Source organism: Xanthomonas sp. LMG 12460, from assembly GCF_009192895.1.
GTDB classification, from domain to species: domain Bacteria; phylum Pseudomonadota; class Gammaproteobacteria; order Xanthomonadales; family Xanthomonadaceae; genus Xanthomonas_A; species Xanthomonas_A sontii.
Window position 1 is genome coordinate 1 of record NZ_NKUH01000098.1, and the last position, 12,743, is coordinate 12,743.

Here is a 12,743-nt window from a genome sequence, read left to right on the forward strand (position 1 = left end):
CTCTCCCGGGGGAGAGGGGCTAGCCGCTCCCTTCTCCCCTCGGGAGAAGGTGGCCCGAAGGGCCGGATGAGGGTACGGGCGCCAGCCTGGTGCACCCGAACATCGCGCGTCGCTGCGCGCCGGACCCTCTCCCCAACCCCTCTCCCGGGGGGAGAGGGGCTCAAAGCGTCAGTACTTCTTCTCGACGTTGAACATCCAGGTCTGGTCGCTGCCGCTGTCGCCGTCGGTCACGCCGCGGTACTCCACGCGCGTGGACAGGCCCTGGTCGGTGCTGAACACCACGCCCACGCCCAGCATCAGCCGGTTGCGGTCGTACACGCTCTGCCCGGTGCGGTACAGGGTGCCGCCGACGATGTCGGCATAGCCCAGCGTGGCGTCGCCGCGGCCCTGGAAGTCGTGCTGGTACTCGAGCCGGAACTGCGGCGTCAGCCGTCCCCAGGTCATCTGCCGGCGCCATTCCAGGCGCAGGCCGAGGTTGCCGGTGGTGGTGGCCACGTCCATGTCCTCGTAGCGCAGCGCATACGGCGCCATCGCCGCTTCGCTGTAGGCGTCCAGCGTGGCGCGCGCGGCATCCACCCGCGCGTACGGGGTGATCTGCCAATCGCCGCGCTGCAGATCGGCACCGGCCGACAGCGACGCGATCCACTGGTGGCCGCTGCGGTCGCCTTCGGCCAGGGCGCCGTTGTCGGTGACGTAGCGGCGCAGGTCGTAGGACAGCAACTGGTAGCCGACCAGGGTGTCGAAGAACAGCGTCTGGCCCGGGTGATAGCTGGCATACAGCGCCAGCGTGTACGCGGTCGACTTGCTGCGGCTGCCGTCGCGGCCGACATCGCTGTCGTCGCGGCCGAAGCCCACGCCCGCGCCCAATGCGAAGGACGAGGAGACGCGGTAATCGGCGCCCAGGCTCAGGCCATCGGTCTGGAAATCCACGCCGGCGCGCTGCGACTGCCTGTCCAGGCTGCCGGAGCGGATCGCACCACCCACCCACAGGCCCAGATCGCCTGCCGCAGTGGCATCGCGTGGTGCCGCCGACGCGGTGTCGGCGCCGCCGTCCATGGCGCCGTCGCGCAGGTCGCGGTTGGCCGGGTCGCACGCTTGCGCGTCCAGGTTGCGATCGCTCTGCAGCGTGCGGTCGCGCTGGCGGCACTGCGAGCTGGCCTGGAAGCTCACGCCGTTGTCGAAGCCGCGCGCACCCCGGTGGGTCGCCTCCAGGCGGCGCTGGAAGTTGTCGATCTGCGCCTTGGCGAAGCGCCGGGTCGACTCGGCCTGCGCGTCGATCAGACCACGCACCTGCGCATCCTGGGTCGGATCCCGGCGCGGCGCGATCACGAACACGATGTCCGCCGCGGCCGAGGTCGCGTATGCATTAGACAGGGTGAAGCGCACCGTGGCGTTGCCGGAGAAGGCCGGGTTCGGCACGAAGGTCAGTATGAAGCCCGGGCCGTCGTCCGCGGCCGCGGTCGGCACGCCGGCGGCCCTGGCGGCCGCGCGGGTGATCGTCGCGGTACCGGCGTTGGCCGGCAGCACCGCGACCACGGCGGCCGCCACGAACGGACCGCCGGTGGCGTCGCGGGTGACGTCCAGGGTCTGCGTCTGCCCGGTCACCGCCGGCACCGTCACCGACACCGCGATGGGGCGGGCGTTGACGGTGATGGTGACCACGGCCGGGGCCGAACTGCCGCCGGCGCCGATGGCGGTGTAGTGCACGCTGTCCACGCCCACGTAGCCCGGCGCCGGCGTGTACACCAGGCGCACGCCATCGACGGTCGCGGTGCCGTGGCTGGGCGCGGTGGCGATGGCGATGCTGTCGATGCTGCCGGTGTCGTTGCCGGTGACCGCCAGGGTCAGCGCGGTATCCACGAGGGTGGCGCCGGTGTCGTTCGCCGCCACCGGTGCCGGCACCGCCGAGGCGATGGTCAGGGTGTAGGCCTGCGTGGCCGAGAAGCCGTTGGCGTCGCTCACCTTGATGCTGAAGGCGAAGCTGCCGGCCGCGCTCGGCGTGCCGGACAGCACGCCCGCCGGGGTCAGGCTCAGCCCGGTCGGCAGCGCGCCGCTGACCACGCTGTAGCTGTACGGTGCGGTGCCGCCGCTGGTGCTCAGGGTCTGGTTGTACGCGGTGCCCGCGGTGCCGGCAGGCAAGGTCGGCTGCCCCGGAGTCAGGGTCGGCGCCGCGATGCTCAGCGTGTAGCTGCGGCTGGCCTGGCCGGGGACGCCGGCGGTGCTGTCGGTGACGGTGGCGGTGAAGACGAAACTGCCCGCCTGGGTCGGGGTACCGGACAGCACGCCGGCCGCGCTCAGGCTCAGCCCGGCCGGCAACGCGCCGGTAGCGAGGCTGTAGCTGTAGGGCGCGGTACCGCCGGTGGCGCTGAGCGCCTGACTGTAGGCGCTGCCCGCGGTGCCGGCCGGCAGCGCCGGCGGCGACAGCGTCAGCGTCGGAGAGGCCACCGTCAGGGTGAACGCCTGCGCCGCAGTGAAGGCGTTGGCGTCGGTAACGCCCACGGTGAACGCGAAGTTGCCGGCCGTGGTCGGCGTACCGGACAGCACGCCGCCCGCGCTCAGGCTCATCCCGCTCGGCAAGGCGCCGGCGTTGAGCACATAGCTGTACGGTGCGGTGCCGCCGCTGGTGCTCAGCGCCTGGCTGTAGCTGGCGTTGATCGCCGCTGCCGGCAACGTCGGCGGGGTGATGGCCAGGGTCGGCGAGGCGATGGACAGGGTGTAGGCGTGCGAGCCGCCGAAACTGCCGGCATCGGTGACGCCGACGACGAAGGTGAAACTGCCGGCCACGGTCGGGGTGCCGGATAGGACACCGGCACTGCTCAGGCTCAGGCCCGCAGGCAAGGCACCGGAGCTGAGCGCGTAGGTGTAGGGCGCCGTCCCGCCGCTGGTGCTCAACGTCTGGCTGTAGGCGGTGCCCGCGGTCCCGGACGGCAGGGTGGACGGGGCGACGGTCAAGGTCGGCGCCACGATCGCCAGCGTATAGCTGCGCGACGCCTGGCCCGGCGTTCCGGAGGTACTGTCGGTCGCGACCAGGGTGAAGCTGAAATTGCCGGTCACGGTGGGCGTGCCGCTGAGCGCACCGGTCGCACTGTTGACGGTCACGCCTGCCGGCAAGGCGCCGGCCGTGACGGCATAGGTGTACGGCGCGATGCCGCCGCTGGCCTGGGTGATCGCCGCGCTGTAGGCCTGGCCGGCGGTGCCGTTGGGCAGGGTCGTCGCCGGCAGCGTCACGGTTGGCGCAGCCACCGTCAACGTATAGGCACGGCTACCACTGATGGGCGACGCGCCGCTGTCGGTCGCGGACACGGTGAAATTGAAGCTGCCGCTGCCGCTGGGCGTGCCGGTCAGCACGCCGGCGGAACTCAGCAGCATGCCCACCGGCAATGTGCCGGTGGTGATCGCGAAGCCATATGGCGCCGTCCCACCACTGGCCGTCAAGGTCTGGCTGTAGCTGGTGCCGGCGGTGGCCGCCGGTAGCGACGTCGGCGAGATCGTCACCACCGCATCGTCGTTGAGGATCGTGCCGGTGGCGGTGGCGCGGGCGATGGTGGCGTTGCTGGCAGCGGACAGGGTCACCGTGAACGTCTCGTCCGGCTCGACGGTGGTGTCGCCGATGATCGTCACTGCGATGCTCTGCACGGTGGTGCCGGGCGCGAAGGCCAGCGGACCCGAGGTGGCGACATAGTCGCTGCCGGCAGTGGCGGTGCCGTCGGCGGTCCCGTAGTTGACCATGACGGTTTGGCCGCTGGCGGCGCTGAGGGTAACCGTGAACGTCGCCGTGGTGTTGCCGCTGTTGCCTTCGATGACGCTGACATCGCCGATCGAGAGCGACGGCTGCGCATCGTCGTTGACGATGGTGCCCTGGCCCTGTCCGTCGGCGACGGTGGCGCCGCTGACGTTGCTGACGTTGACGAAGAAGGTTTCGTCGGGTTCGTTGAGCGTGTCGCCGATCACCTGCACGGTGAAGGTGGCACTGCTGCTGCCGGCCGGAATGGTCAGCCCGTTCACGCTGGAGGAGATGTAGTCGGTGCCCGCGGTCGCGGTGCCGTTGGCGGTGGCGATGTCGAAGCTGACCCCGCCACTGCCGGCCGGCTGGCTGAGCGAGACGGTGAAGGTGAACGCGGTGTTGCCGGAATTGCCCTCGTTCTGCGACACGTCGTTGACCGACAGCGCCGGCTGGTCGTCGTTGAGGATGGTGCCGGTGGCGCTGGAGGGGTTGCCGATCGAGTAGCCGGTACCGTTGGCCACCTGGAAGATCACCGTCTCGTCCGGCTCCACAGTGGTATCGGTGACCGGGGTGACGCTGAAGCTGGCGGACGTCGCGTTGGCCGGCACCACGACGCTGCTGACCGCACCGGTGTAGTCGGTCCCGCTGGTGGCCGTGCCGCTGCGGGTCAGGTTCACCGTGGTCGCCGAACTGTTGGTCGAGCTCAGCGTCACCGTGTAGACGAAGGGCGTGCCGCTGTCCTCGTTGGCGCTGGACGGGGAGACCGTGATGCTGGCGCTGCGCGAGGGGTTGATGGTGATGTTGAAGACGACCTGGTTGTTGTCCTGGTCCAGCAGGTAGAACGAGTCCGAGGTCGCGCCGTCCCCGTTGTTGGTATAGGTCACCGTCTGTGTGCCAGGACCGGACTGCTGGCTGAGCACGAAACTGCCGTGCGCAGGCTGCACAAGAGGATCGGTCATGCCACCGTTCGAGTCCCCGTCGCAGTCGCTGACGTCGAACGTCACCGATTGGCCCTGGTTCACGGTCGCGGTTTTAGGCGACGGGCAGTACAAAGCCATGCAAACCTGCGACGTCGTCATCAACAGCAGCGCCATCAGCCAACGCAACATCCGTCGCACGCCGCTCGATGCGGAGCATTTTGTAGACATATTTCGATTCCCCCAAAACGCGCCACCCCATGGGCGCTGGCAGCCATCCTGGTGCCTCGGACTTCGCGGAACATCGGCCCAGCAAGCATCGGCCGTGCGCGTCGCGCGGCCATTGGAACAGCAAATCCGACGCCGCGTAAAGCAACAAATGCGTCACGTCTGTCTGGTTCAGCGAAATCGTCGCTTGCAAGTCGCCGAAGTCGTGATTAAGTAGTCTGGCGCCAGACACGAGGTCTGCCGCCATCCACTCCGGGGGGAGATCCGCATGAGCGAGTTCTTCATCGGTCAGATCATGCTGACCGGTTTCGCGTTTGCGCCAAAATATTTTGCGCAGTGCAACGGGCAATTGCTGCCGATCAATCAGAACCAGGCCCTGTTCAGTCTGCTCAGCACCCGCTTCGGCGGCGACGGCAAGACCACCTTCGGCTTGCCGGACATGCGCGGGCGCACGCCGGTGGGCTATGGGCCGTCGGCCGATCCGGCGTGGCAGCCGCCTGCGGTGCCGATGGGCCAGGCCGCCGGCGCGGAGACGGTGACGCTGGTAGGCGACAACCTGCCCCCGCATACCCACCTGATGACTTGCAGCAGCGCCAACGGTGACAACCGCATACCGACCGGCCGCCTGTTCGCCAACAACTACATCCCTACTGGAACTCCGCACGCGCTGTACGCTGCGCCAGGGGCAACGGTGCCACTGGCGCAGTCCACCATCGCCAATAGCGGCGGCGGCCAGGCGCATCCGAACGTGCAGCCGTACACCACGATCAATTTCTGCATCGCGCTGTCCGGCATCTTCCCTTCGCGCAGCTAGGCGCATCCGCATCCGGGCACGCCGCGCACAGTCGTGCGCGTGGCGCCTCATCGACCAGGAAGCATCTCATGGGCACTCCCTTCATCGGCGAAATCCGCATGTTCGGCTTCGGCCGTACGCCCCAGGGCTGGCAGGCGTGCGACGGCTCGCTGCTGCAGATCTCCGAATACGAACCGTTGTACGTCCTGCTCGGCACTGCCTACGGCGGCAACGGCACCAGCACCTTCGGCGTGCCGGATCTGCGTGGTCGCCTGCCGATCCACCAGGGTCAGGGACCGGGCCTGAGCAACTACCCGCTCGCCCAGCGCGCAGGCACCGAGACGGTGACATTGACGGAGCTGCAGATGCCGGCACACACGCATACCGCGCAGGCCACCACCGCCGCGGCCACCACCACCGCGCCCGCCGGGCTGTTGCCGGCCGCGGTCAACGGGAGCCAGTTCTATACAAGCGACGTCACCGGCGCCACGATGCTGGCGCTGTCGCCGCAAAGCACGTCCTTCGCTGGCGGCAACCAACCGCACGACAACGTCATGCCGACGCTGACCGTGCAGTACTGCATCGCCACCACCGGCATCTTCCCGCAACAGGCCTGACCTCTGCGCCGCGCCGACACGGCCGCGGCACGCATCCGCTCATCGGAGGAATCCGCTCATGACCGAACCCTATATCGGCGAAATCCAGCTGTTCGGCTTCGACTACAACCCGTACGGCTGGGCGTTGTGCAACGGCGCCACCCTGCCGATCACGCAGAACACCGTGCTGTATTCCCTGCTCGGCGTGGCCTACGGCGGCAATGGCACCACCACGTTCCAACTGCCGAATTTCGTGACGCGCGCCGGCTGCCAGCAGGGCGCGGGGCCTGGACTGACGCCGCACACGCTGGGCAGCAATTTCGGCTCGGCGTCGGTGAGCCTGCAGAGCACGCAGATCCCCATGCACCAGCACGGGGTCACTGCTGCCTCACAGCCGGATGGCACGAAGAAAACCGCTTCGCCTGCGAGCGGTGTCGCCCTGTCGACGCTGAACGTGAATACCGAGCGTCCGTTCCTGGCCGTCGCGCCGAACACGCAGTTCTCCCCGACCATGTTGATGCCCACCGGCATCGGCCAGGCGCACGAGAACCGGCAGCCGTATCTGGCGGTGAACTTCTGCATCGCCTTGCAGGGCAACTATCCGGTCTTCAACTGAGGCAGGCGTGATGTCGATCGCCGCCTCGCCCGGCTTTCCGCAACGGGACGCCGGGTGGGCAGCGCCCGCTGCGCTGCAGGCACGCGGCATCAGCGTGCGGCCGGCGCGTTCGGCAGACCTGGACTGGCTGCGCGACCTATACGCCAGTACGCGCCGCGACGAACTGGCCGCGGTGCCGTGGCCGGAACAAACCAAGCGCGCCTTTCTCGACCAGCAGTTTGCCTTGCAGCATGCGCACTATCTGCAGCACTTTCCCGGCGCGGACTTCCTGATCGTGGAAGACGCGCACGCGCGGCTGGGGCGGCTGTATCTGGACCGCAGCACGGATCCGCACGTCCTGGTCGATATCAGCCTGCTGCCGGACTGCCGCGGCCACGGCATCGGCGGCGCACTGATCGCGCAGGCACAGGCGCTCGCGCATGCGGATGGGCGCGCACTGACGCTGCACGTGCTGCATGCCAATCCCGCAGCGCAGCGGCTCTACGCGCGGCTGGGCTTCGTTGCCGGCGAGGCCGGCCAGACCCATCTGGCCATGCGCTGGGATGGCGCCGGCACGAAGCCGGACGCGCGCGTCAGTTGAACACCGCCTGATACAGGAAGCCGTCGCGTTCGCGCGCGACCGGCACCAGGAAGATGCCGATCTCGCCCAGGCGCGGATGGCGCATCTGGTAGGTCTGCTGCGGAAACAGAAAAGCCGAGCCGTTGCGGAACAGCAGCGAGAACGGGGCGCGCCGCGCCGCGGGCGGCGTCGGCAGCGGCCGCGCCTCGACCAGCACGAATGCGACCTCGCCTTCGTTCAACTGCGCCGAGAACGTCTCGTTCACGCTTCCAGCGAAGTGTTCCAAGCTCAACAGCTCCATCCTTGACTCCAGGTGTGGTTCGGCACGGTCGCCATGCCGGCATCGTCGCGTGCCGTCGCGACGCGCACAAGCGCTGTGCGGGCATTTGTCCACACCGCCTTTTGTCCACCCCTCAAGTGCAGCTGCGAGGCGCTGGCGCGGTGGCGGCCATCCCGAGGCGATGCGGCGTCGCCGACGACCAATGCGCGGCCGCATGACACGCTGTTGCATGAACGGGGTGAAGCGGGCGCGCACACCGGCCCGCGCGGTGCCACAATACTGCACGGGCCAGTTCGGTTAAGTTCAGCCGAACGGATCGATCCTATGTTGTATTTTCGTTAAAGGTCGCGATGGCGTCTTCCGAATCCAATCTGGTGCAGTTGTCGGGCGTGCGCATCGACCGCGGCGGCCGGGCGATCCTGCGCGACGTCTCGCTGAGCGTGCCGCGCGGCAGCATCACCGCGGTGCTCGGCCCCTCCGGCAGCGGCAAGTCCACGCTGCTGGCGGCGCTGACCGGCGAACTGGAGCCGGCCGCGGGGACGCTGCAGGTGTTCGGCAAGCCGCTGCCGCGCGGCAGCCGTGCGCTGCGCGAGACGCGCAAGAGCATCGGCGTGCTGCTGCAGGGCAACGGCCTGCTGACCGACCTGAGCGTGGCCGAGAACGTGGCGCTGCCATTGCGCGCCCACACCCGCCTGCCCGAACCGGTGCTGCAGCGGCTGGTCGCATTGAAGCTGCACGCGGTGGGCCTGCTGGCCGCTGCCGACGCCTGGCCGCGCGAGCTGTCCGGCGGCATGGCGCGGCGCGTGGCGCTGGCGCGGGCACTGGCCCTGGACCCGCCGCTGATGATCTACGACGAACCCCTGACCGGGCTGGACCCGATCGCCTCCGGCGTGATCATGAGCCTGATCCAGCGCCTCAACCACACCCTGGGCCTGACCAGCATCATCGTCAGCCACCACGTCCACGAGACCCTGCCGATCTGCGACCAGGCCGTGGCCATCGCCAACGGCGGCGTGGTCTTCGCCGGCACCCCGCAGGACCTGCAGGCCAGCAGCGATCCGTTGCTGCAGCAGTTCCTGCACGGCCGTCCCGACGGCCCGATCCCGTTCGATGCGCCGCAGCGCGCGCGGAGCGCCGCCTGATGGCCATCGTTGCCCCGATCCGTTCCCTGGGCCGTGCCGGGCTGTTCTTCCTGACCGTGCTGCGCGGCTCGCTGCCGACCCGGGACCTGCTGGCCGAGCTGATCCGCGAGATCTACAAGGTCGGCGCGCGTTCGCTGCCGATCATCGCCGTGGGCGGCGCCTTCGTCGGCCTGGTGCTGACCCTGCAGGGCTACCGCACGCTGCAGACCTATGGCGCCTCCGATGCGCTGTCCACGCTGCTCGGCCTGTCGCTGTACCGCGAGCTGGCGCCGGTGCTGACCGCGCTGCTGTTCATCGGCCGCGCCGGCAGTTCCATCGCCGCCGAGCTCGGCCTGATGCGTGCGACCGACCAGATCAAGGCGCTGGAGCTGATGGCGATCGACCCGGTGGCCAAGGCGGTGGCGCCGCGCTTCTGGGCGGCGGTGCTGACCGTGCCGCTGCTGACCGGCATCTTCTGCTCGCTGGCGATCAGCGCCAGCTATTTCGAGGCGGTGGCGGCGCTCGGCCTGGACCGCGGCACGTTCTGGTCGGCGCTGTCGAGCAGCGTGGATTTCTGGGACGACTTCGGCGTGGCGATGCTGAAGTCGGCGGTGTTCGGCGGCACGGCGGCGCTGGTGGCGGCCTATGTCGGCTTCCATGCCGAGCCGACCATCGAGGGCACTTCGGTGGCCACCACCCGCGCCGTGGTCAACGCCTCGCTGCTGGTGCTGATGTTCAACTTCGTCATGTCGGCGCTGCTGTTCCGCTGAGCGGCGCCAACGCGGGACCGGCCGGCGACGGCAGGCTCCGCGGCAACATCCCGGTCGCGGCACTGGCGCCGCGGCCACGCTGAATCAACAAGGTAGACACGTTATGGCTCTCCGTGGTCCCCGTCTCGAGTTCGCCGTCGGCGCCTTCCTGCTGCTGGGCCTGGCCTCGCTGCTGGTGCTGGCGCTGGCTTCCACCAACCGCCAGTGGGGCTTCGGCGGCCACCGCTACGATCTGGTCGCGCGCTTCTCGCAGATCGGCCAGCTGCGTGCGCAGGCGCCGGTGAAGATCGGCGGCGTCATCATCGGCCAGGTCGCCAAGATCGACCTGGACCCGACCAAGTTCGACTCGGTGGTGACCCTGTCCATCGACGACAAGTACAAGGACCTGCCGGCCGACACTTCGGCGGCGATCCTGACCAGTGGCCTGCTGGGCGAGAGCTATGTCGGCCTGCAGCCCGGCGGCGACCCCGACACGCTCAAGCCCGGCCAGGAAATCGCCTTCACCCAGCCGGCGGTGGACCTGATCCAGCTGGTCGGCAAGTACATGTTCGGCGGCGGCAGCGCCGGCGGCGACAAGAACGCAACACCCGCTGCCGCACCCTCGGCCGACCCCACCACGCCCGCAACGGAACCCAAGCCATGACGATCAAACTGCTTTCCGCCGCTCTCGCCGCCGCGCTGGCCGTGGCCGCGCCCTCCGCCGCCCTGGCCCAGGCCGCCGCGCCGGCCGCCGCCACCCAGGCCGGTTCGGCCAGCAAGGTGGTGCTGGAGAACAGCACGCGCATCCTGACCACGCTGGAACAGCGCCGCGGCGAGTTCAAGAGCAACCCGACCGCGCTGCGCCAGTTCATCGACAGCGAGATGAACAAGTCCTTCGACCGCGACTACGCCGCCCGCCTGGTGCTGGGCGTGCACGGCCGCGGCGCCTCAGACGCCGACGTCAAGCTGTTCGGCGACGCGATGGCCGACAACCTGATGCAGCGCTACGGCACCTCGCTGCTGACCTTCGAAGGCAAGCCGCAGGTGCGGGTGAAGTCGGAAACCCCGCTGCCCGGCGGCCGCGGCGTCAAGGTCTCCACCGAGCTGCTGCGCAGCGGCGGCGACCCGGTGCCGGTGGACTACCTGCTGCGCAACACCGGCGCGGGCTGGAAGATCTTCGACGTGATGGTCGAGGGCGTGTCCTACGTGCAGACCTTCCGCAACCAGTTCGACACCCCGCTGCGCAACAAGTCGATCCCCGAGGTTGCGGCCGAGCTGCGCAACGGCACGCTGCAGGCGGCACCGGCGGGCAACAGTGGCAAGTGATGCGCCGCAGCTGCGCCGCGACGGCGACACGCTCGCGCTGAGCGGCGTGCTCGACCGTGCGGCGGCAACCGCGCTGTGGCCGGCAGCGCTGCGCGCGCTGCCGGGCGCACGCGCGCTGGACCTGCAGGCCGTCTCGCGGGTGGACAGCGCCGGCCTGGCGCTGCTCGCCGAACTTGCCGCGCGCCTGCGTGCCCAGGGCCAGGCCGAGGTCGCCATCCACGGCGCCCCGGCCGGCCTGACCGACCTGAGCGCCGCCTACCGGCTGGCCTCGACCCTGGACTTCCACTCTCCCCCTGCGGCGAGCTGACACATGAACGTGCTGCGTATCCTTACCTCCCTGACCCTGGCCGCCGCCCTGGGCGCCTGCGCTGGCGCGCCCAAGCGCACGCCGCCGCCGCCACCGCCGCCGGTGGCACAGACCGCGCCGGCCGCCGGCGACAGCGCCGCGGCTCCCGATACGCACGCCACACCGGCGACCGCGGACAGCGCCACCGGCATGGACACCGGCGCCGCGCCGGCATCGGCAAGCGCGCCTGCGGCGATGCCGCCGGCGAGTGCTGCCCCGGGCGCCGGGTCGGCCAACGGCACGCCGACCTCGGCCGAGGACGACTACGCCGCGCTGTACGGCGGCGACCCGTACAACCCGGTCGCCGATCCGACCCTGCCGGAGGGCGTGCCTGCACCGCAGAGCTACGATCCGTGGGAGAAGTTCAACCGCAAGGTGCATGCCTTCAACAACGTGGTCGACCGTGGCGTGGCGCGGCCGCTGGCACGCGCCTACGTCAACGTGGTGCCGCGGCCGGTGCGGTTGGGCGTGACCAACTTCTTCGACAACCTCAGTTCGCCGCTGACCATGGTCAACCAGCTGCTGCAGGGCCGTCCGCTGCAGGCGGGGCAGACCCTGAGCCGGTTCCTGATCAACAGCACGCTGGGCATCGGCGGCATCTTCGACCCGGCCACCGACGCCAACCTGCCGCGGCGCAGCGAGGACTTCGGCCAGACCCTGGGTGTGTGGGGCTGGCGCCGCTCGCGTTACCTGGAACTGCCGTTGTTCGGCCCGCGCACGGTGCGCGATGCGTTCGGCCTGGTCGGCGACGCGCCGCTGTCGCCACTGCAGCAGATCGAGGAAGACCGAGTGCGCATCGGTCTGCAGGGCCTGCAGTTGGTCGACACGCGCGCGCAGTTGCTGTCGCTGGACAGTCTGCGCGACCAGGCGCCGGACGAGTACCAGTTGACCCGCGATGCGTGGCTGCAGCGCCGCAACTATCAGATCGAGAGCGACATGCGCGGGCACAAGCGTCAGGACGACGATCTGCCGGCCTATCTGCGCGAGGAAGAGACCAATCCGACGGTGCCGGTGGATGCGATGCCGGTCCCGGAGTGGCGCGGCGGTCGCTGAGTCGCCTGCACGTAGGCAGCACAGAAAACCCCGGCTTCGGCCGGGTTTTTTGTGCCTGAACTTTTTTGCCATCGCGCACAGTAGTAGCAGCGCAGAGTGGAATGGCTGTTGGATTGCGGCGGGTGATGCCATATTTGCAGCGGACGTCGACGTGCCGTCGCTTCGCTCTTGCTGTTGCTCTTGCTGTTGCTCTTGCTGTTGCTCTGGCTGTTGCTCTGGCTGTTGCTGTTGCTGTTGCTCTTGCTTTGGCTGTTGATTTACCGGGGTCCCCTCGGCACGGCAGCCACGGCGGGGAAAAACCCGAAGGGCGGCGCACAGGGACGTGCGCCGTTCGCGGCAGGGGCAGGATGCCCCTTCCGCGAATCCCCGTCGTGGCTGCGAACCTGGAGCGCGCAGCGCGGAAGGCGCGCTGCGGGGTGTGCTTTCTTTTGGTTA

At 69.3% G+C, this 12,743-nt stretch carries 14 protein-coding genes; 12 read left to right on the top strand and 2 right to left on the bottom strand.

Annotated features, from left to right (window positions below; genetic code table 11):
• Positions 1 to 168 precede the first annotated feature (168 nt).
• Positions 169 to 4,782, bottom strand: coding sequence for a putative Ig domain-containing protein (locus CEK66_RS17495; RefSeq protein WP_226978663.1), 4,614 nt, complete (start codon positions 4,780 to 4,782; stop codon positions 169 to 171).
• Here CEK66_RS17495 and CEK66_RS20695 point away from each other — a divergent pair.
• From CEK66_RS20695 to CEK66_RS17515, 5 genes are all read left to right on the top strand, one after another.
• Positions 4,682 to 5,086: a hypothetical protein gene (locus CEK66_RS20695; RefSeq protein WP_226978665.1), complete on the top strand. Its 405-nt coding sequence runs from the start codon at positions 4,682 to 4,684 to the stop codon at positions 5,084 to 5,086. The two genes, CEK66_RS17495 and CEK66_RS20695, sit on opposite strands and share 101 nt — an antisense overlap.
• A gap of 51 nt (positions 5,087 to 5,137) precedes the next feature.
• Complete coding sequence (locus CEK66_RS17500) at positions 5,138 to 5,683, top strand: tail fiber protein (protein WP_043093989.1); 546 nt, start codon at positions 5,138 to 5,140, stop codon at positions 5,681 to 5,683.
• Between the two features lie 68 nt (positions 5,684 to 5,751).
• Positions 5,752 to 6,279, top strand: coding sequence for a tail fiber protein (locus tag CEK66_RS17505; RefSeq protein WP_043093987.1), 528 nt, complete (start codon positions 5,752 to 5,754; stop codon positions 6,277 to 6,279).
• A gap of 58 nt (positions 6,280 to 6,337) precedes the next feature.
• The gene (locus tag CEK66_RS17510) at positions 6,338 to 6,874 is read left to right on the top strand and encodes a tail fiber protein (protein WP_017909949.1); all 537 of its coding nucleotides are present in this window, start codon (positions 6,338 to 6,340) and stop codon (positions 6,872 to 6,874) included.
• A gap of 10 nt (positions 6,875 to 6,884) precedes the next feature.
• Positions 6,885 to 7,454: a GNAT family N-acetyltransferase gene (locus CEK66_RS17515; protein ID WP_152237768.1), complete on the top strand. Its 570-nt coding sequence runs from the start codon at positions 6,885 to 6,887 to the stop codon at positions 7,452 to 7,454.
• Here CEK66_RS17515 and CEK66_RS17520 read toward each other — a convergent pair.
• Positions 7,447 to 7,734 carry a hypothetical protein gene (locus CEK66_RS17520; RefSeq protein WP_017909947.1) on the bottom strand — a complete coding sequence of 96 codons (288 nt, stop codon included), beginning with the start codon at positions 7,732 to 7,734 and terminating at the stop codon, positions 7,447 to 7,449. The genes CEK66_RS17515 and CEK66_RS17520 overlap by 8 nt on opposite strands.
• A gap of 329 nt (positions 7,735 to 8,063) precedes the next feature.
• On the opposite strand from CEK66_RS17520, the gene CEK66_RS17525 reads away from it, so the two are divergent.
• The 7 genes from CEK66_RS17525 to CEK66_RS20700 all read left to right on the top strand — a co-directional run.
• Positions 8,064 to 8,855: an ATP-binding cassette domain-containing protein gene (locus CEK66_RS17525; protein WP_152237765.1), complete on the top strand. Its 792-nt coding sequence runs from the start codon at positions 8,064 to 8,066 to the stop codon at positions 8,853 to 8,855.
• Positions 8,855 to 9,604, top strand: coding sequence for an MlaE family lipid ABC transporter permease subunit (locus CEK66_RS17530; protein WP_017909945.1), 750 nt, complete (start codon positions 8,855 to 8,857; stop codon positions 9,602 to 9,604). Before CEK66_RS17525 ends, CEK66_RS17530 begins: the two co-directional genes overlap by 1 nt.
• Positions 9,605 to 9,707: 103 nt before the next feature.
• Positions 9,708 to 10,247 (top strand): outer membrane lipid asymmetry maintenance protein MlaD, encoded by a 540-nt coding sequence (gene mlaD / locus CEK66_RS17535; RefSeq protein ID WP_017909944.1) that lies wholly within the window; start codon positions 9,708 to 9,710, stop codon positions 10,245 to 10,247.
• Positions 10,244 to 10,909, top strand: a complete 666-nt coding sequence (locus tag CEK66_RS17540) for an ABC transporter substrate-binding protein (RefSeq protein ID WP_152237766.1) — start codon at positions 10,244 to 10,246, stop codon at positions 10,907 to 10,909. Before mlaD ends, CEK66_RS17540 begins: the two co-directional genes overlap by 4 nt.
• On the top strand, positions 10,899 to 11,216 hold the full coding sequence (locus tag CEK66_RS17545; protein WP_043093981.1) for an STAS domain-containing protein: 318 nt from the start codon (positions 10,899 to 10,901) through the stop codon (positions 11,214 to 11,216). Before CEK66_RS17540 ends, CEK66_RS17545 begins: the two co-directional genes overlap by 11 nt.
• 3 nt (positions 11,217 to 11,219) lie before the next feature.
• Positions 11,220 to 12,308: a VacJ family lipoprotein gene (locus CEK66_RS17550; RefSeq protein ID WP_152237767.1), complete on the top strand. Its 1,089-nt coding sequence runs from the start codon at positions 11,220 to 11,222 to the stop codon at positions 12,306 to 12,308.
• Positions 12,309 to 12,488: 180 nt separating this feature from the next.
• Positions 12,489 to 12,743, top strand: a 255-nt coding sequence (locus CEK66_RS20700; RefSeq protein ID WP_226978664.1) for a hypothetical protein, incomplete at its 3' end; no start/stop codon positions are given.